The organism is Mesorhizobium sp. M0011, assembly GCF_040324155.1.
Lineage (GTDB): Bacteria > Pseudomonadota > Alphaproteobacteria > Rhizobiales > Rhizobiaceae > Mesorhizobium.
Genome location: NZ_JAMYVQ010000058.1, coordinates 1 through 18,279 on the forward strand (window position 1 = coordinate 1; position 18,279 = coordinate 18,279).

Here is an 18,279-nt window from a genome sequence, read left to right on the forward strand (position 1 = left end):
CCCAAATGGCATCGCGAACCTCCCGGCGCAAAGCACGCCAAACTGTTCGCGATGTCCTCGCACACCTGTTCGCGATGTCTCCGGTCCAAACAGGGGGGAGATCGGCTATTTGTCCGCCCCGCCAATTATGCAACCTCGGAAATTGGCGAAACCGTCGGTGACATCCAATCTCCCCCCTTGCGAGGGAGATGTCCGGCAGGACAGAGGGGGGTGCCCAGACACCGCACCTCTCACGATCAGGCCGGCGTCCTTTTCCCATGACCCGCGCCCTCACCCTGCTCCGCCGTCGCCTCGTCGGCAGCATCTTCGTGCTGCTGATCGTCGTCATAGGCACCTTCCTGCTGCTCGAAGCCGCCCCCGGCGACGCGGTCGACGCCTATATCGTCTCGACCGGCGGCGACGCCGGCATGATCGAACTGTTGCGCCATCGCTGGGGTCTCGACCAGTCGGAGCTGACGCGGCTCGCCAATTACCTCTGGGCGCTGTTGCATCTTGATCTCGGGCAGTCGGTGACCTTCTCCCGGCCGATCCGCGACGTCATCCTCGAGCGCCTGCCCAACACGCTGCTTCTGATGGTCAGCGCCACCGCGCTCTCCTTCGGGCTTGGCTCGGCACTTGGCATCTATGCCGGTGCGCGGCCAGGCAGTTTCCGAGATCGTTTCCTGTCGATCGGCTCACTGGCGCTCTATGCCGTGCCGGGTTTCTGGCTCGGACTGGTGCTGATCGTCGTCTTTGCCGTCGACCTGCGCTGGCTGCCGGTCGGCGGCATCGAAACCCTGGCCTCGGACAAGACGGGGCTCGACCGTGCAGCCGACATCGCTATTCATCTCGTCTTGCCGGTTTCTGCCCTCGGCTTCATTTATCTGGCGCTTTATCTGCGCATGATGCGCGCCGGCATGGCCGAGGTCTGGCGGCAAGATTTCGTCCTGGCCGCCCGCGCCAAGGGGCTATCCCGCCGCCGCATCGTGCTCGCCCACGTCGCCCGCAACGCATTGCTGCCGCTGGTCACCATGCTCGGCCTGCAGTCGGCGCAGATGCTCGGCGGCAGCGTCGTCATCGAGAGCGTCTTTTCCGTGCCCGGCCTCGGCCGGCTGGCGCAGGAGGCCGTCGCCTCCCGCGATACGCCGCTTCTGCTCGGCATTATCCTCACCAGCGCCGTCCTGGTCATCGTCATCAATTTGCTCGTCGACATCGCCTACGCCTTCCTCGATCCGCGCGTAGGCGCCAGCGAGGCCGGTGGGTGAGCCCGCTCCGCCGCTTTCTGCGCACGCCCGAGGCGGTCGCCGGCGCCATCCTCCTGGCGGCGCTGATCGCCATGGCGCTGTTGGCGTCGCTGCTGTTCCCCGGCGACCCGCAAGCGATTGCCGGGCCGGCGCTGCTGCCGCCGTTCCAGGACTGGTCGCTGCCGCTCGGCACCGACCGGCTTGGCCGCGACGTGCTGGCCGAGCTTTTTCATGGCGCCCGCACATCGCTGGCTGTCGGGCTCGCGGCCGCGGCCGCCGCCCTCGTCGTCGGCGCGGTGATCGGCACATTGGCCGGCTTTGCCGGCGGCCTCGTTGACGAGGTGCTGATGCGCATCACCGACGCCTTCCAGACCGTGCCGAGCTTCCTGCTGGCGCTGGCCTTCGTCAGCGTCGTCGGACCGTCGCTCGGCGTCGTCGTGATTGCCATCGCGCTCGGCACCTGGACGGGGCCTGCCAGAGTGGCCCGCGCGGAAGTCCTCTCCATTCGCGAACGCGATTATGTCGCTGGTGCAAGGGTCATCGGCATGCACCCGCTGGCGATCGCCTTTCGCGAGGTGCTGCCCAATGCCTTGCCACCGGTGCTGGCGATGTCGTCGGTGATCGTCGCCGCCGCGATTCTCACCGAGGCGGCGTTGTCCTTCCTCGGCCTGGGTGATCCCAACCGGGTCACCTGGGGCGGCATGATCGCCGAAGGCCGCGCCGTCCTGCGCACCGCACCCTTCCTGTCGATCGTCCCAGGCATAGCGCTGGTGCTGACCGTGCTCGGCGTCTATCTCGCCGGTGAAGGCATCGTCGAGACGACGGCGGTCAGGAGAGGCCTGTCGTGACCACGCTGGCTTCAATCCGCGACCTGACGGTGACCTACCGCCGTGACGGCAATGAGGTGACGGCGCTGAAGGGTGTCAGCCTCGACTTCGCCGCTGGCGAACGCCTCGCCATCATCGGCGAAAGCGGCTCGGGCAAGAGCACGCTGGCACTGGCCATTGCCGGGCTGCTGCCGGCTTCTGCCAAGGTTGGAGGTCGCATCGATTGGTTTTTGTCCTCATCGGGCGCCAAGGCACCCCCCTCTGTCCTGCCGGACATCTCCCCCGCAAGGGGGGAGATTACGCTCTCACCTCTGCCTTCGCCAATCACCAATGTCGCGGAAGGGGAGCGGTCGGCGAAGCTGCTGATCTCCCCCCTTGCGGGGGAGATGTCCGGCAGGACAGAGGGGGGTGTGACGGAATGCCAACCTTTCAAATCCGAACTCAACAAAATCCCCCGCCTCGGCCGCGACATCGGCTTCGTCTTCCAGGACCCGTCCGCCAGCCTCGATCCGGTGATGACCATCGGCAAGCAAATCGCCGAAGTAGCGCGCACGCATCTCGGCCTCACCTGGTCCCAGTCCTATGCCAGGGCCAAAAGCCTGCTCGAGCGCGTCCGCCTGCCGGACCCGGACTCGGCCTTGCGCGCCTTCCCACATCAGCTCTCCGGCGGCCAGAAGCAGCGTGTGGCGATCGCCGCTGCCATTGCGGCCGGTCCGAAATTGCTGATCGCCGACGAAGCGACCAGCGCGCTCGATACCATCGTGCAGGCCGAGATCGTCGCCTTGATCCGACGCCTGGTGACCGAGGACGGCATGACGTTGCTGTTCATCAGCCACGACATCGCGCTGGCGGCCGAGCTTGCCGAGCGCATCGCTGTTTTCCGTCATGGCCAGTTGGTCGAGCTTGGCATGAGGGCGCAGATTGTCGGCGCCCCAGCCCAGCCCTATACGCGCGCATTGCTCGATGCCCATATCGGCCTCGACACCAGGCCATTGCTGAACCGAGCCAGGCTCCACGCATGAACCTGCTGGCGGTGTCCAACCTCACCAAGCGCTACCGTCGCGGCGGCAAGACCATCGCTGCCGTCGACGATGTCTCCTTTCACATCGACCCCGGTGAGACGCTGGCGTTGGCCGGACCTTCGGGCAGCGGCAAGTCGACGATCGCGCGGTTGGTGCTGCGATTGATCGAGCCGGACGACGGACGCTTCGAATTCGAAAGCGACGATTTCCTGGCCTTGAGCGGCGCCGCGCTGCGAGCACGCCGCGCACGCCTGCAAATGGTGTTCCAGGATCCATTGGCCGCCTTCAACCCTCGCGCCACGGTGGCGCGTGTGCTCGACGATCCCTTGCGCATCCATGGCATCGCCTCCCGCGCCGAGCGCCCGCGCCGCATCGCCGCGTTGCTGGAGCGCGTCGGGCTGACGGCTAATCTCGCGCCGCGCGCCATTCATGAAATCTCCGGCGGCCAGCGGCAGCGTGTCGCCATTGCCCGCGCCATCGTCACGAAGCCGTCGCTGATCGTGCTCGACGAGGCGGTGTCGGCGCTTGACGTCTCCGTGCGCGGGGAGATCCTCGAGCTTTTGCTCGACCTGCAACGCCAGGAAAAGATCGCCTATCTCTTCATTTCACATGATCTCGGCGTCATCAGGTCGGTCGCCCACCGCGTCATCCTTCTCGACGCCGGCCGAATTGCCGAAAACGGCGATGCCCAAACCGTCATCGGCGCGCCGCAATCAGCCATCGGCAAGGCGCTGGTGGCGGCCGCGCCAAGATTGAACCGGGCCGGACCATGATCCCGAAAAGTGAGATCGCAGGCATGACAGCCCAGCATTTGCTTTGCCCAAGGCACCGAGACGGGACGGCGTCGTCACCGATGACCTACCGGGGCGTCGCCGTCCGCGAAATCTTGATGCGGCTGGCGTCGGCCGGCCTCGATTGAGCTCCGGCCGCCACCACCCGTTCGCTCAATAGCCGACGGTGAAGCGCTGCCTGATGTGGGCAGGCTTCTCGATCTCGTCGACCATGACGATCGCGTAGTCCTCGAAGGAAATGCTGCTCCCCTTGTCGGAGGCGAGAAGCGTGTCCTTGCCGAGGCGGAATTTGCCGGTGCGCTCACCAGGCACGAACATGGCGGATGGCGACAGGAACGTCCAATCGAGGTCGCTGACCGTCTTCAATCTGTCGAGAAAGTCGGCGCCCTTCTGCGCTTCTGCCTTGTAGATCGCCGGGAAGTCGGGGCTATCGACCAGCCGCTTGCCCGGTGCGACTTCGAGACTGCCGGCGCCGCCGACGACGAGATAGCGCTTCACGCCGGAGGCCCGCACAGCGGCAATCAGCCTGTCGGCGTCGCTGTCCAGAAAATGCACCGTGCTGATCACCACATCATGGCCGCGGATCAGATCGGCAAGACCCTGCTCGTCGAAGACGTCGCCCTTCCTGGCCGTCACGCGTGGCAGCGCCGCGATCTTTTCCGGGTTGCGCGCAATGCCGGTGACGGTGTGGCCGCGATCGGAGAGTTCTTTGAGAAGGCGCGAACCAACTGCGCCGGATGCACCAATGAGAGCGACTTTTGCCATGTCTTTCAGTTCCCTTGTTGAAGATTGCTGGGGATCACGCCGCCGCGATATGGGCGACGAGATTGTCGAAGCTGCCGAACAGTGCGTTCGAACCGATGAGCCGGGGCGCATCGTTGCGGATGACCGCCAGCGAAGGCACGCCATCGGCATGCAGGCGCTGTAACAGCGCGCGGCCGCGGCCGACCATCTCGCGGTAGGCCGTCAGCAATGTTTCGGTCGGCGCCTTGAGCATCTCGGCGGCGTCCGCCATGCCGGCGGCGGCGAGCACCTCGGCCACACCGCCGATCGTCACGACATCGCGTCCATCCACGTAGCGCGCCCGCTGGATCGTCTTCAGCGCGGCAAGCCGGCGGCTGGGATCTTCCAGGCCGGCGGCACTGATACCGAGCGTGGCGGCATGCGAGTCGAGCAGGGTTCCGCGGACGCCAAGGACATTGTGCCGGTAGGCCGGTGTGAACACTTGTCCGGTCAGGCGCTCGATGCGCTGGTCGTTCGCCCAGGCATGGGCGGCAAAACCTTCATCCATCGGACGCGCGCCGGCGCCGGAGAACAGGCCGGTCGGCAGCAGTTCGACGTTCAGGCCGGCGGCCGGCAACCGGTCGAGCATCGGGGTGGCGCCATAGCACCAGCCGCAGAGCGGATCGAAAAGATAGGTCACTTCTGAATTGCTCATAGTCGCTGCCATTCCTGTCCGGCCACCGGACTCATCGAGGCCGTCGCTCGTATGTGGCAGACGGCGGCCTTGCGATAAATGGCGCCCAATTATACAAACTGTCTGATCTGATCATACAAAGGGCAGCCAGCTTGGCCGAACTTCTGAACCTCAATCGGCTGGCTTATTTCACCACGGTGATGGAAACCGGCTCGTTCACTGCCGCGGCCGACCGGCTTGGCGTCGCCAAGGCCGTGGTCAGCCATCAGATCGGCAAGCTCGAAGAGGAGCTGGGCGCAACGCTGCTGCAGCGCACGACCCGGCGTGTCACGCCGACCGAAGAGGGTCGCCTCTTTTATGACCGCGCGATGATCATCCTGCGCGAAGCGGAGGCGGCCTATGGCGAAATCTCGCGCGGAGCCGTCGAACCGAGCGGAACGCTGAGGCTCACGGCGCCACTCGACTACGGCACCAAGATGGTGGCTCCGGTCATGGCGGCCTATCTCAGAACCTATCCGCATATGTGCGTCGAGGCGATCTTCGACGACGCCGTCAGCAATCTGGTGGACGAGCAGATCGATCTCGGCATCCGCGTCGGCTGGCTCACCGATTCCTCGAACCAGGCGCGGCGCCTGGGGACGATCCGGCAGATCGTGGTGGCGAGCCCTGGCTTCGCGGCGAGCCTGCCGCCCGACGTGACGCCGCGCCAGGCAAGATCGCTGGCCTGGGTCGGCAACACCCAGTTGCGCGGCATCGGCCAATGGCTGTTTTCCAGGGACGGCGAAACGGTGCTGACCGAACTCAATCCGGTCGTCATGTGCGACAAGAGCCCCGCCGCCCTGGCTTGTGTGCTCGCCGGCATCGGGCTCGGCGTCTTTCCGGACTACAGCGTCAGCGACGATATCGCCGAGGGGCGACTGGTGCCGGTGTTTGCCGACTGGAGCCTGCCGTCAGGCGGCATCCACGCGGTTTTTCCGCCGGCCAGGTTCCGGCCCGCCAAGGTGCGCACCTTCGTCGATCTGCTCGCGGCGGCCGAGAGACGGCGATCGCGCGGTGTTGCCGCGGCCTGAAGCCGATGGCGGTCAGCGGGCCTCTTGCAGGATCATCTCGGCTGCCTTTTCCGCGATCATGACGACCGGCGAGTTGGTGTTGCCCGAGACGATTGTCGGCATGATCGAGGCATCGACCACGCGCAGCCCGCCAAGCCCGTGAACACGCAGGGCCTCGTCGACCACCGCCATCGTATCCGAACCCATCTTGCAGGTGCCGACGGGGTGGAAAATCGTCGTGCCGATATCGCCGGCCTTGCGGATGAGCTCTTCGTCGCTGTCATACTGCGTGCCGGGCAGCATCTCTTCCGGCGCAAAGCGCGCCACCGCCTGTGCCTTCATCAGACTGCGGACATGGCGCAACGACGCGACGGCCACGCTGCGGTCCCCCTCGGTGGAAAGATAGTTCGGGCGGATCTTCGCCGCCTCCCGCGCATCGGCTGAACCCATGTGCACGCTGCCCCGGCTTTCCGGACGCAGATTGCAGACCGAGACGGTGACCGCGGGAAAGCGATGCAGCGGCTCGCCCAGACGGTCGGTGCTCAGCGGCTGCACATGGTATTCGAGATCGGGCGTTGCGAGGCGCGGATCGCTCCTGGCGAATATGCCGAGCTGGCTTGGCGCCATCGACAGCGGCCCGCTGCGCTTGAGCGCGTATTCCAGCCCCATCGACGTACGGCTGACCAGATTGTGGTAGCGCTGGTTGAGCGTGGCGGTGTTGGCGACCTTGAAGACGGTGCGAATCTGCAAATGGTCCTGCAGGTTTTCTCCAACGCCTGGCAAGGCATGACGAACATCCACGCCGATGCCCGAGAGCAGGTCGGGGTCGCCCACCCCCGACAGTTCGAGCAGCTTCGGCGAGTTGATGGCGCCGGCTGCAAGGATCGTCTGTCCGGCGCGGACTTGATGCAGGCGGCCGCCTTGGCGGAAAACCAGTCCGGTGACGCGCCGGCCGTCGAATTCGAGCCGTTCGGTCTCCGCGCCGAGCACCACGCGCAGGTTCTTGCGCCCCGCGATGCCGCGCAAAAACGCCTTCGACGTGTTCCAGCGCACGCCCTTCCTTTGGTTGACCTCGAAATAACCCGAGCCTTCATTGGTGCCGGTGTTGAAGTCTTCGGTGCGCGGAATGCCGAGTTCCTCGGCAGCGTCCCGAAAGGCGTCGAGGATCGGCCACGACAGCCGCTGCCGTTCGACCCGCCACTCGCCGCCACCGCCGTGCATGGCACTCTTGCCGCCGTGATAGTCTTCCGATTTGAGGAAATAGGGCAACACGTCGTCCCAGCCCCAGCCGGCATTGCCGGCCTGCCGCCAACCATCATAGTCGGCAGCCTGGCCTCGCATGTAGATCATGCCGTTGATCGATGAACAGCCGCCGAGCACCTTGCCGCGCGGATAGTTGAGGCTGCGTCCGTTGAGGCCAGCTTCCGGCTCGGTCTTCATCATCCAGTCGGTGCGCGGATTGCCCATGCAGAAGAGGTAGCCGATCGGGATATCGACCCAGTGATAACGGTCACTGCCGCCAGCCTCGAGCAGCAGCACATTGTTGCGCGGATCGGCCGAAAGCCGGTTGGCGAGCACGCAGCCAGCGGAGCCGGCACCGACGATGACGTAATCGTAACTGCCGAACGGGGACGGTGTAACTTCGGTCACGTGCGCGCCTGCTGTCCGGCGATGCGCTCCCACATCGGGGTCATCGCCTGGTTGATCTCGCCGTAGAGTCGATACCGCCGTGCGTATGCGTGAGCAACCGTCTCGTTGGGTACAAAATGTCGGGCCGCCGCTGTCATGGCGGCGGCACCGGCATTGTAATCCGCGAAGATGCCGACGCCGGTGCCCGCCGCGATCGCCGCTCCCAGCGCGCCGGTTTCGCGGCTGCGCGCCACAGTGACGGGCACGCCGAGCACATCGGCGAATATCTGCGGCCAGACGCTGCTGCGCGAGCCGCCGCCAGACAGCACCACCTGGTCGAAATCAGCGCCCGCTTTGTGCAAGGTCTCGACATGGCGCTTGTGCTCGAAGGCGACGCCCTCGAACAGCGCACGAAGCAGATGTGCTCGGCTGTGCCAGCCGGCGATACCGTAGAAGCCGGCGCGCGCATGGCCATTCTGCTGCGAGCCGTACAGGAAGGGATGATAGATCGGGATGTCACTGTTAGGATCGACTGACGCCACCAGTTCGCTGCACAATTCGAACGGCGACTTGCCGGCTTCGCCGCCATGTTCGAGGAATTCGCGAACGATCCATTCGAGATTGGCGGCCGAGGTGGCACTGGATTCGATCGCCAGATAGCGCTGGCGATCGAAAGTCGACAGCATGAAGATCGAAGGGTCGCGGATCGGTTCGTCGGTGATGACCTGGTTGATGCTCCAGGTTCCGGCGATGACCGAGGCGGCACCGGTTCTGGTCACGCCCGAACCGACCGCGCTGGCGACGACATCGAACAGCCCGGCGACGACGGGCGTGCCGGCGCGCAGTCCCGTCAGGGCCGCCACGTCCTCGCTGACATGACCGGCAATGTCGGCCGATTCCAGCACTGGCGGCAGCAGGTCCGCGCAGTCGCCGAGCCCATAGGCGGCAAGCAGGTCCGGCTCGTAACGCCGATCCCGCATCTGCAGCAGGCCGCAGCCCGACATGTCGGAGGTATCGCTGCTGCGCGCACCTGTCAGGCGGTTGACGACGAAATCCTTGCACAGGAAGACGGTGCCGATGCTGGCGAACAAGGCCGGCGAAAAGCGCTTGAGCCAGGCAAGCAGGGTTGGCGTCTGCGCCGCCCACGGCCGTTGCAGGCAGTGTGCATAGGTGCGGTCGCCGACATTCTGCTCTGCCCATTCGGCAACGATGCCGACCGCGCGTGTGTCGAGCGACTGGATGCCGATCAATGGCGCACCATCGCGATCGAGCGCGTAGAGCCCGTTGCCATGACCGGCGCAGCCGATGGCAACGATCTCGCCGGCGTCGATACCGGCTTCAGCAATGCATTGGCCGATGACCGAAACCGCGTTGCGCCAGAGTTCGTCGAGGTCGCGTTCGACATGTCCGGGCTTTGGCATGGACGAGCGGCCGTCGCGGGCGGCGAATGCCAGTTCGCGGCCGGACAAGTCGAAGAGGATGGCCTTGATGACGGTGTTGCCGGCATCAAGGCCGAGGATGTAGCTTGCCATTGGCGCCTCCCGAGGCCGCAGCCTATGCCTGGTTGTACAGATCCCAGGCCACGCCGCCATCGGCATCGTCATGAATGATCGCCATCAACCCGCGCACGACGGCGCTCGGATTGGCATGCTGGTAGATGTTGCGGCCATAGACCATGCCAAGCGCACCCTGCGCCATCAAGGCAGCCGACTTGTCGAACACGGCACGCAAATCCTCCTTGCCGCCGCCGCGCACCAGCACCGGGCAGCGCGCGGCTTCGACGACGCGGTGGAAGTCGTTGGGATCGGTGGTCGGATCGGCCTTGACGATATCGGCACCCATCTCGCGGGCAAGCCGGGTCAAGGTGACGATCTTTTCGGCATCGCCGTCGACCATGTAGCCGCCATGCTCTGCGACCGGCAGCATGGCCAGCGGCTCGATCATCAGCGGCAGGCCGTATTTCTCGCAATCGGCGCGCACACGGGCGATGTTCTGCACGCATTGCCGGAACAGGTCCGGCTCGTCGGGCAGCATGAACAGATTGACCACGGCGCAAGCCGCATCCATCTCGATGGCGCCAAGCAAGGGCTCGGCCTCGTTCTGCAACACCGCCCACATCGCCCGGTGGCGTATCCTGTTGTAGGGATTGCCCATGTCGATGCGCATGACCAGCGCCGGCTTCTCCTTGCCTGGTACGGACTGCAGCAGGTCGGCCTGGCCGTAGTTCATCTGGATGGCGTCGGGGCCGGCCTTGACCAGCTGATTGACGACACCGGCCATGTCTTCGAGCCCGGCAAGGAAGCTCGGTTCGTTGCAGACACCATGATCGATGGCCACGTCGAGGCAGCGGCCACCGCCGAACAGCCGGTTCATGCGGACTTTCTTGTTCACGCGCATAGGGCGCTCCTTTGGTGCGTCTGGAGATCGATGCCGTGCCGGTAGGCCAGCAAGGCAAGGAAGGTCGAGCATTCGGCGGCGGCCTCGCTGGCGCTCCAGCCCTTGTGCGCCGCCAGCAAGTCGAGAACGGCGTTGATGAGATCGAAGCTGAGACCGCCCGAAATGGCAATGGTGGTGCGGCGCAGGAACAGGTCCGCAAGGCACTCGACCTGCTCGCGCTCGATGATGCGCCCTATTTCGCTTGCCGAATAGTCCGACAGTGGCAGCATCTGTTCGCCCGCCGGGTGCGAAACGAAATCCCTGGCCGACGTGCCATAGCGTTGCAGAAGTGTGTGCGCGCGCTCGACCGGCAGGCCATGCTCGGCAGCGAATGATGCGCACCAGGCGTCCGGATCGGTGGGAAAATCGCGGCCGCCACCGATGGCCATGTCCTGCGTTCCCTGGCTGCGCGCGAGGCCGAGCCGCTTCAGCGCCATGTCGGCGGCCAGCGCTCCAAACGAACGGAAGGTGGTCCACTTGCCGCCGATCATGCACAACGTCGCCGGCAGATGCCCGCTCGCTTCCACGAACTCGCAAAAATGATCGCGCGGTATGCGGCTCGTAAAACTGTCCTCGCTGGCCGGCAAAGGACGCACGCCGGCGAAGCGGAACACGATCTGGTTTTCGGCCACTCTGATCGAGGGAAAAACAAAGGCGAGCGACTGCAGGATGTAGCGCTGCTCATCCTCCTCGCAACGGACCTTGTCCGGATCGTCGACCCGGATGTCGGTCGAGCCGATCAGCACCTTGCCTAGATAGGGAAACAGGATGCAGATGCGACCGTCCTCGTTTTCGTAATAGACCATGTGGCCGCCGAGCGCGTCGAACAGTTCGCTGTTGTCGACGATCAGATGCGAGCCCTTGGTACCGCCCATCATCGTCTGCGCCGTCGCCCCGATGGCCTTGTTGGTCAGGTCGATCCAGCCACCGGTGGCGTTGATGACCAGTTGCGCCCGCACCGGCAACTTTTCGCCGGTCAGCGTGTCGGTGATGACAAGGCCGTCGCCGGTCGACGACGCCTGAGCGTAGTTCAGGGCGCGCGCGTTCGCCCCGCTCGTCGTGGCGTCCAGCAGCATCTCCAGGCCGAGGCGCTCGGGCCGGCTCACCCAGGCGTCGTAATAGGTCGCCGAATTGCGGATCGCCGGGTTGATCGCCGGCCATGTCTTCAGGGTTTCGGCGCGGCCCCTGAACCGGTGCGTCGGCATCAAACGCCGTGCAGCGGTGAAAAGGTCATACATGGCAAGCCCGGCTTTGATGACCAGCGCCCCGCGCCGGCTGGGCCGCCGCGTCAGCCCCAGGAAACGCACCGCACCGTTGGCGAGACCGGAGAAAATGTCGAAGACCGGCACCGTCGTCGGCAGCGGAGCCACATAGTGCGGGGCATTCCTCAGCAGCCGGTCGCGTTCGAGCAGCGATTCGCGCACCAGTTTGAATTCGCCGTTTTCGAGGTAGCGCAGGCCGCCATGCACCATGCGCGACAGGGCGGCACTGGCACCACTGCAATAGTCGCCCTTTTCCGCCAGCACGACATCGACCCCTTGCAAGGCCAGTTCGCGAAAGACGCTGATGCCGTTGATGCCGCCACCAATGACGAGCACGGCAATGTCCGGCCGGTCGCGCAGACCGGCGATTGTATGACTACGCTTCATCGGGGCTGTTGCCTTTTTTTCTCAGGCATCCATCGCGGTGAGATGTGCGGCTGCCGCGGCGTCGATTGCCGCAAGCTCGCTTGCGGCAATCGTGATCTCCCCGGCCCGTGCATTGTCGAGCGCCTGCTCAGGATTGCGTGCGCCGCACAGGGCGAAGGTGATGCCCGGGTGGGCGAGCGTCCAGGCGATGACGATCTGCGCCATCGACGCCTGGTGGCTTTCCGCGATCGGGGCGATTGCCTCTTTCAGCTTTGCGACCTTCTGCCGGTTGGCCGTGGAGAAGCGTGGGTTGTCCTTGCGTTGGTCGTCGCCGCCGAATGTGCGCTCAGGGTCGACCGTGCCGGTAAGTAGCCCCAACCCCAGCGACGAGTAGCTGAGGGTGGCAATGTCATGGCGGCGGGTGATCGGCAGCAGGCTGCTCTCGATGTCGCGGTCGATCATCGAATAGCGCTCCTGGATCGCATCGAGCTGGCCGGCATCGATATACTGGCCAAGATCCTCGGCGCTGATGTTGCTGGCGCCAATGGCGCGGATCTTGCCGGCCGCCTTGAGCTTTTCCAGCGCCGCCATCGTCTCGGCGATCGGGGTCGTCGGATCCTGCCAATGGGTGATGTAGAGGTCGATGTAGTCGGTGCCCAGACGCCGCAGGCTCTGCTCGACCTCATAGGCGATGCCATCGGCGCCGAGATAGCGATGCACAGGCTTGTCGTCCTGATCGAAGAAATGGCCGCCCTTGCCCGAATGCCAGTTCAACCCGCATTTGGTCGCGATCACCACTTTGTCGCGCTTGCCCTTGATGGCGGTGCCGACGATCGCCTCGCTGCGGCCAAGACCGTAGGCCGGCGCTGTGTCGATCAGGCTGAGGCCGGCATCGATCGAGGCTTCGATCGCCTTGACCGACTCCTTCTCGTCGGTGCCGCCCCACATCCACCCGCCAATCGCCCAGGTGCCCAGGCCTACAGCCGACGCCGATATGCCGGACTTGCCGATCTGCCGCTGGATCTGTCGAGAATTCATGCTACCTCCTGTTCGGCCAGCTCGAGGATCTGGAGCCCCGTGGCCTCGTCCGTGACGATGGTGTCGAGATGGTTGCCGCGCAGGGCGGCGAGAATCGGCGCGACCTTGCTGGGGCCGCTTGCAATGCCGATCGAGCGCGGGATGGTCGCGAACTCGTCCAGCGTCAACGAGACCAGCGAACGGTTGAGCGAATAATTGCAGAGCTTGCCCTGGCGGTCGATGAGATGGGCGAGCAGCTCGCCTGTCGCCCCGGACTTTTCGATCGCCTGGCGATCGGCATTCGAGGATGGATGCAGGTCGTAGTAGCTGGAATCGTCGGTCAGGATGGAGCCGACACCCACCACCGCGACATCGGCCTCGCGCGCCTTGCGAAACACGTCTGCGACGGAGCTGATGCCCATCAGCATCTCGCGCTGCTGCGCGGTATCGGCAAACAGCGGCGCATGGATCTGATAGGCGCGGCCGCCGAGCTTGTCGGCCATCAGCGAGGCGACGTGGTTGACGTCGGTGTAGTGCTTGCCCTGCACCAGGCCGGTTGCGGGAATGATTTCGACGTCGTAGCGGCGCCCCGGCTTGAGACCGGCGACCAGCGCGCTGACACCCTTGCCGCCGGTGATCGAAATCGTGTCGCCATCCTTGATGGTGTCGAGCAGCAGCCCAGCCGCCGCCTCGCCGACGCGCTGCAGGGCCGTGTGCGGATTTTCGGAGACCGACGGAACCACCATCGCCCGCTCGATGCCGCCCAGCGCAACCAGCCGCGCTTCCAGGTCGACCAGATGGTCGATCGGCGACTTGATCTTGATCTCGACGAGGCCGAGCTGGTGGCCGCGCTTGATCAGCCGGTTGACCGTCGCGTGCGAGAGGCCGAGTTCCCCGGCGATCTCGGCCTGGGTCTTTCCTTCGACATAATGCAGGACAAGCGCCTGGTGCATCTGGCGGACAGCGGCGATGTCGTCGCGGGTGTTGGGAGGGGCCATGGTCTTGCTTCGCCGCCTTTGAGGTTCAGGACTTCTTGCGGTGCAGGAAGTGATCGATCGACACCGCCGCCAGCAGGATGCATCCCTTGATCATGTCCTGCCAATAGACCGAGACATCGAGCAGGATAAGCGAGCTCGTCACCACCGACAGCAACGCCATGCCGAGGATCGCTCCGAAGATGGTGCCCGAGCCGCCATTCAGCGAGGCGCCGCCGATGACGGCCGCGGCTATGATGTTGAGCTCCATGCCGGCGCCGAAGGTCGGCGTCGCCGCGCCAAAGCGCGCCATGTAGATCACACCGGCCAGTCCAGCGAGGGTCGAGCACAGCACCGTGACCCAGAACTTCACCTGATTGGTCCTGATGCCGGAGAACTGCGCGGCCTTCTCGTTGGAGCCGGTGTAGAAAACCTTTCGGAAGGCCGTGGCGCGGCGCAGCAGGAAGTCGAAGATCGCCACCACGACGACGAAGATCAGGATGACATAGGGGATGTTGTTGAAACTGCCCTGGCCGATGGCCTTGAAGGCCGGCGGCAGGGTGAACAGCGACAGCGGCGTGCCCTTGGTGACGACCAGGCACATGCCGCGCACGATGACCATGGCGGCCAGCGACGTGATGAAATGATTGAGGCCTATCACCGTGACGAAGAAGCCCATCGCCGCGCCGATCAGCGCGCTGACGCCTATGCCGATCAGGCTTGCCGTCCAGGGGTCGAGGCCGGCGAGGAACAGCGCACCCGAGACCACCATCGAGAAACATACGACCGAGCCGACGGAAAGGTCGATGCCGCCGACGATGAGCAGGATCGTCATGCCGACGACGACGATCCCTTCGATGGAGAAGCTCATCAGCATGGCGCGGAAATTGCCCCATGTCAGGAAGTGCGGCGAGGCGAAGCTCATGGCGATGCACAGCGCCAGGATGATGACGATCAGCCCGGCCTCGCGCATCGAGGCGAGCTGAGCGAAATTGATGCGCCGCCCGGCGGCCTTGATCTCGGCGTGCACGAGCGCTTCTCCTGATTCCCTAGGCGACATTCTGGGCCTGCCTTTGATTTGAACTATCCTGAACGCCAGAGGCGAGCATGATGATGGCTTCCTCGCCGAGCTCGTCGGCGGTGAGTTCGCCGGCGATCCTGCCTTCGCGCACCACGAGAACGCGGTCGCACAAGCCAATCAGCTCCGGCAGTTCCGACGAGATGACGATGACGCCGACACCGCTGCCGGCAAGCTGGCGCAGCAGCCGGTGGATCTCGACCTTGGCGCCGACATCGATTCCGCGCGTCGGCTCGTCCATGATGATGACCTTGGGACTGACGGACAGCTGCCTGGCGATGGCGACCTTCTGCTGGTTGCCACCGCTCAGCGTCGAGACGGCGGCCTCGATGCCGGCCATGCGCACGCCGAGCCTGCCGGTCAGTTCCCTCGCCTGACGATCCTCGGCCTTGCGGTCGAGCAGGCCGAGGCGCCCGGTGAGCCGGCCGAGGTCGAGCGCGGAGATGTTCGCCGCGATCGGCAGATCGAGGAATACGCCGGAGCCTTTGCGATCCTCAGAGAGATAGACCAGTCCCGCCTTGACCGCATCGCCATAGCCGCGTAGCCGGAGCTGCTTTCCGTCGAGCGCGACGGTTCCAGAGGTCATTGGCCTGAGGCCGCAGACCGTCTGTGCGATCTCGCTGCGACCGGCGCCGATCAGGCCGCCTATGCCCAGGATTTCGCCGGCGCGAAGCTGCAGATCGACGTCGGCGAAGCGGCGCCCATCGGAAAGCCCCTCGACCGAGAGGAGCAGACGCCCAAGCTCTTGCGGCGCCAGCTTGTCGGGATAGAGCTGGGTGATTTCGCGGCCCACCATCTTGCGCACGACATCGTCCGGTGAGACGGCGGCGACCTGATCGGTCGCCACGTAGCGGCCGTCGCGGAAGACGGTGACGCGGTCGCAGAGCGAGAATATCTCGGCCATGCGGTGGCTGATATAGACCACCGAAATGCCACGTTCCTTGAGCCCGCGCACGATCGAGAACAGGCGCTGCGCTTCGCTTTCGGTCAGCGCCGCGGTCGGCTCATCAAGCATCAGCACCTTGCAGTCGAGCGTCAGCGCCTTGGCGATCTCGACAAGCTGCTGGTTGGAAATGGAGAGGTCGGCGACCCTGGTACGCACCGGAATGGGTGCGAGAAGATCCATCACTTTCTGGGCGTCGGCGTAGAGCTTCTGGAAATTCATCAGCGGCGCGCGCCGGCTGTTGATCGCGGCCATGTAGATGTTTTCGGCAACGGTGGCGTCCTGACACAGCGCGATTTCCTGGTGGACAAGCGCAATGCCGAGGCGTTGGGCGGCCGCGGGCGAGTGGATCGAAACACGCTCACCATCGATCAGGATGTCGCCCTCGTCGGGCTGCAATACACCGGCGATCATGTTCATCAGCGTCGACTTGCCGGCGCCGTTCTCTCCGCACAGTGCATGGATTTCGCCGCGCCGCAGCTCGAACCGTACGTCGCTCAGCGCCTTGACCGGGCCGAACGCCTTGGACAGGCCACGGATTTCAAGAATGGGCGCCTGGGTCACGCCGTGCTCCTGCGATGAACCTGCGGGGGAGGAAGGAGGCCGAAGCCTCCTTCCCGGTTAATCCGGCCATGCCGAGGCCGGGCAGCGGGATCGAGACTATTCCTCGATGCCCTTGGTGCCGCGACGCTTGAGGTACTTGTCCCAGTAGAAGTCGTCCGCATTGTCCTTGGAGACGATGGAGAAGCCATTGTCGACGAAGGGCACGCTCATCGGGTTGAAACCCGAACGCTTGGCGTCGTTCATCGGGTCGATCAGGCCGGGGTGCTTGGCCATCCACAACAGCATGAAGCCCATATAGCCCTGCATACCCTGGTTTGGATTGACCGAGCCGAAAATCTCGCCGGCCTTGATCATGTCGAGGATCTTGGCATTAACGTCGGCGAGCATGACGCGGATCTTGCCACCGCCTTCCTTGGCGGCCTGGGCAGCGCCGATGGCCGAGTTGGCCTCCGGCATGAACACGGCGCCAAGATCAGGATGCGCCTGCGCCAGGCTCAGAACCGCCTGATAGGCCTTGGTGGGATCCTGGTTCGAAGCGGCGCGGCCGACGAGCTTCATGTCAGGCCATTTGGCTTCCATGCGGGCAACGAACGCGTTGACGCGCTTGTCGTGGTTGTCCTGGCCGGGATTCTCCAGCACCGCATATTCGCCCTTGCCGTCCATCGCCTTGGCAACGGCGTCGGCGGCATAGGTGCCTTCGGCATTGTTGTCGGAAGTGATGTAGGAGACGCGCTTGGAATTCGGCGAGTCGGCGGCGAAGGTCACCACCGCGGTGCCCTGTTCGATGGCGCGGTTGATCGGCTCGATGAACGGATCGGAATTCATCGGGTGTACCAGTATGCCGGCGGGCTTCTGCGCCAGCGCCTGGTCGAAGGTCGCGATCTGCTTGTTGACGTCGTATTCCGGCGTACCCGTATAGGCGGTCTCGCAGCCGAACTGCTGGCCGGCCTGCTTGAACATTTCATAGACCGGGAACCAGTATTCGACGCCCGAGACCATGACGTTCATGACGTATTTTTCACCCGGCTCGCATTTGAACGGGTTGGGGGTTTCGGCGCGTACCTGCATCGACCCAAAGCAGGTCGATGCAGCCGCCGCGATTGCGAGCGTGCTCAGAAATTTGCGCAAGTTTCCTCCCTTGGCCGAAGCCATCCTCAATGACCGTCGCAGGCACTCGGCGAGCGCTGCCGTATGGATTTGATGATGCCGACCTTCCTCCGAAAGCCGACGATCGGGACATTACAGCCTCGGCGCATGTTGTCAATATAATTCACATATTGAAATATATTTCACGACCTCCTTCGGGGACCTATACGCTCCGATCGACGAAGCTGGGTGCGGACCGCCAAGGTCCCGTACGGGGTAGGCGGGCCTTTCCGGCCTTTGGCCGCGAACCGCGGAGAGTGTGGTTAGAGTATCGGCACCCAGGAGCTCGCGTGGTGCCCTCCCGCCGGCCGCGTCTTTATCGCGTGAAGCCACGATCTTGTCTTTGATAGCATCTATTCCGGGCGCGGCGTGACGCTCTCCATGTCGCTTAGCCAAGAAGTCTGCTGCTGCGTCGGCTTACGGCAGCCTTCGGGGTTGTGTGCGTCAAGTTCTGCAAAATGGGCGATCATGAAGCTGGTCATGCGGCTTGGCGTAGAGCGAGCTTCTTGTGCTCGCGCAGGTCGTCCATGTTGAT

The 18,279-nt window shown here is 64.5% G+C and carries 17 protein-coding genes; 5 read left to right on the forward strand and 12 right to left on the reverse strand.

What is annotated here, in order from left to right; genetic code table 11:
* Window positions 1-257: 257 nt before the first annotated feature.
* Genes NKK51_RS31620 through NKK51_RS31635 form a run of 4 tightly spaced genes read left to right on the forward strand, consistent with a single transcriptional unit; the run spans window position 258 to window position 3,845 of the window.
* Window positions 258-1,244, forward strand: coding sequence for an ABC transporter permease (locus NKK51_RS31620; RefSeq protein ID WP_352556196.1), 987 nt, complete (start codon window positions 258-260; stop codon window positions 1,242-1,244).
* The gene (locus tag NKK51_RS31625) at window positions 1,241-2,071 is read left to right on the forward strand and encodes an ABC transporter permease (RefSeq protein ID WP_352556198.1); all 831 of its coding nucleotides are present in this window, start codon (window positions 1,241-1,243) and stop codon (window positions 2,069-2,071) included. The genes NKK51_RS31620 and NKK51_RS31625 overlap by 4 nt, the downstream gene beginning before the upstream one ends.
* The gene (locus tag NKK51_RS31630) at window positions 2,068-3,072 is read left to right on the forward strand and encodes an ABC transporter ATP-binding protein (RefSeq protein ID WP_352556200.1); all 1,005 of its coding nucleotides are present in this window, start codon (window positions 2,068-2,070) and stop codon (window positions 3,070-3,072) included. The genes NKK51_RS31625 and NKK51_RS31630 overlap by 4 nt, the downstream gene beginning before the upstream one ends.
* Window positions 3,069-3,845, forward strand: coding sequence for an ABC transporter ATP-binding protein (locus tag NKK51_RS31635; protein WP_352556201.1), 777 nt, complete (start codon window positions 3,069-3,071; stop codon window positions 3,843-3,845). Before NKK51_RS31630 ends, NKK51_RS31635 begins: the two co-directional genes overlap by 4 nt.
* 171 nt (window positions 3,846-4,016) lie before the next feature.
* Here the strand turns inward: NKK51_RS31635 and NKK51_RS31640 are convergent, their stop codons facing one another.
* Window positions 4,017-4,628, reverse strand: coding sequence for an NAD(P)-dependent oxidoreductase (locus tag NKK51_RS31640; protein WP_352556203.1), 612 nt, complete (start codon window positions 4,626-4,628; stop codon window positions 4,017-4,019).
* Between the two features lie 34 nt (window positions 4,629-4,662).
* Window positions 4,663-5,301, reverse strand: a complete 639-nt coding sequence (locus NKK51_RS31645; RefSeq protein WP_352440803.1) for a DsbA family protein — start codon at window positions 5,299-5,301, stop codon at window positions 4,663-4,665.
* A gap of 131 nt (window positions 5,302-5,432) precedes the next feature.
* On the opposite strand from NKK51_RS31645, the gene NKK51_RS31650 reads away from it, so the two are divergent.
* On the forward strand, window positions 5,433-6,350 hold the full coding sequence (locus NKK51_RS31650; protein ID WP_352556205.1) for a LysR family transcriptional regulator: 918 nt from the start codon (window positions 5,433-5,435) through the stop codon (window positions 6,348-6,350).
* A gap of 12 nt (window positions 6,351-6,362) precedes the next feature.
* Here the strand turns inward: NKK51_RS31650 and NKK51_RS31655 are convergent, their stop codons facing one another.
* The 10 genes from NKK51_RS31655 to NKK51_RS31700 all read right to left on the reverse strand — a co-directional run.
* Window positions 6,363-7,979 (reverse strand): GMC family oxidoreductase, encoded by a 1,617-nt coding sequence (locus NKK51_RS31655; RefSeq protein ID WP_352556207.1) that lies wholly within the window; start codon window positions 7,977-7,979, stop codon window positions 6,363-6,365.
* Entirely contained in the window at window positions 7,976-9,490 is a 1,515-nt protein-coding gene (locus tag NKK51_RS31660) for an FGGY-family carbohydrate kinase (RefSeq protein WP_352556209.1), read from the reverse strand. Before NKK51_RS31660 ends, NKK51_RS31655 begins: the two co-directional genes overlap by 4 nt.
* Before the next feature lie 22 nt (window positions 9,491-9,512).
* A complete protein-coding gene (locus NKK51_RS31665) occupies window positions 9,513-10,355 on the reverse strand; it encodes a class I fructose-bisphosphate aldolase (RefSeq protein ID WP_352556211.1) in 843 nt (280 codons plus the stop codon).
* The gene (locus tag NKK51_RS31670; RefSeq protein ID WP_352556213.1) at window positions 10,346-12,043 is read right to left on the reverse strand and encodes a glycerol-3-phosphate dehydrogenase/oxidase; all 1,698 of its coding nucleotides are present in this window, start codon (window positions 12,041-12,043) and stop codon (window positions 10,346-10,348) included. Before NKK51_RS31670 ends, NKK51_RS31665 begins: the two co-directional genes overlap by 10 nt.
* Before the next feature lie 21 nt (window positions 12,044-12,064).
* A complete protein-coding gene (locus NKK51_RS31675; protein WP_352556214.1) occupies window positions 12,065-13,060 on the reverse strand; it encodes an aldo/keto reductase in 996 nt (331 codons plus the stop codon).
* Window positions 13,057-14,037 (reverse strand): sugar-binding transcriptional regulator, encoded by a 981-nt coding sequence (locus tag NKK51_RS31680; RefSeq protein WP_352556216.1) that lies wholly within the window; start codon window positions 14,035-14,037, stop codon window positions 13,057-13,059. Before NKK51_RS31680 ends, NKK51_RS31675 begins: the two co-directional genes overlap by 4 nt.
* 25 nt (window positions 14,038-14,062) lie before the next feature.
* Window positions 14,063-14,986: an ABC transporter permease gene (locus NKK51_RS31685; protein WP_245270382.1), complete on the reverse strand. Its 924-nt coding sequence runs from the start codon at window positions 14,984-14,986 to the stop codon at window positions 14,063-14,065.
* Between the two features lie 76 nt (window positions 14,987-15,062).
* Window positions 15,063-16,598 (reverse strand): sugar ABC transporter ATP-binding protein, encoded by a 1,536-nt coding sequence (locus NKK51_RS31690; RefSeq protein ID WP_352556217.1) that lies wholly within the window; start codon window positions 16,596-16,598, stop codon window positions 15,063-15,065.
* A 96-nt stretch (window positions 16,599-16,694) separates the two neighbouring features.
* Window positions 16,695-17,726 carry a substrate-binding domain-containing protein gene (locus NKK51_RS31695; protein WP_013529471.1) on the reverse strand — a complete coding sequence of 344 codons (1,032 nt, stop codon included), beginning with the start codon at window positions 17,724-17,726 and terminating at the stop codon, window positions 16,695-16,697.
* A 371-nt stretch (window positions 17,727-18,097) separates the two neighbouring features.
* Window positions 18,098-18,279, reverse strand: a 182-nt coding sequence (locus NKK51_RS31700) for a hypothetical protein (protein WP_352556219.1), incomplete at its 5' end; no start/stop codon positions are given.

What these genes read in the sequence shown, in the direction of transcription:
- NKK51_RS31660 (WP_352556209.1), bottom strand. Translation starts at nt 9,490, where the DNA reads ATGGCAAGCTACATCCTCGGCCTTGATGCCGGCAACACCGTCATCAAG.
- NKK51_RS31675 (WP_352556214.1), bottom strand. Translation starts at nt 13,060, where the DNA reads ATGAATTCTCGACAGATCCAGCGGCAGATCGGCAAGTCCGGCATATCG.
- NKK51_RS31680 (WP_352556216.1), bottom strand. Translation starts at nt 14,037, where the DNA reads ATGGCCCCTCCCAACACCCGCGACGACATCGCCGCTGTCCGCCAGATG.
- NKK51_RS31645 (WP_352440803.1), bottom strand. Translation starts at nt 5,301, where the DNA reads ATGAGCAATTCAGAAGTGACCTATCTTTTCGATCCGCTCTGCGGCTGG.
- NKK51_RS31685 (WP_245270382.1), bottom strand. Translation starts at nt 14,986, where the DNA reads ATGCGCGAGGCCGGGCTGATCGTCATCATCCTGGCGCTGTGCATCGCC.
- NKK51_RS31635 (WP_352556201.1), top strand. Translation starts at nt 3,069, where the DNA reads ATGAACCTGCTGGCGGTGTCCAACCTCACCAAGCGCTACCGTCGCGGC.
- NKK51_RS31665 (WP_352556211.1), bottom strand. Translation starts at nt 10,355, where the DNA reads ATGCGCGTGAACAAGAAAGTCCGCATGAACCGGCTGTTCGGCGGTGGC.
- NKK51_RS31620 (WP_352556196.1), top strand. Translation starts at nt 258, where the DNA reads ATGACCCGCGCCCTCACCCTGCTCCGCCGTCGCCTCGTCGGCAGCATC.
- NKK51_RS31670 (WP_352556213.1), bottom strand. Translation starts at nt 12,043, where the DNA reads ATGAAGCGTAGTCATACAATCGCCGGTCTGCGCGACCGGCCGGACATT.
- NKK51_RS31640 (WP_352556203.1), bottom strand. Translation starts at nt 4,628, where the DNA reads ATGGCAAAAGTCGCTCTCATTGGTGCATCCGGCGCAGTTGGTTCGCGC.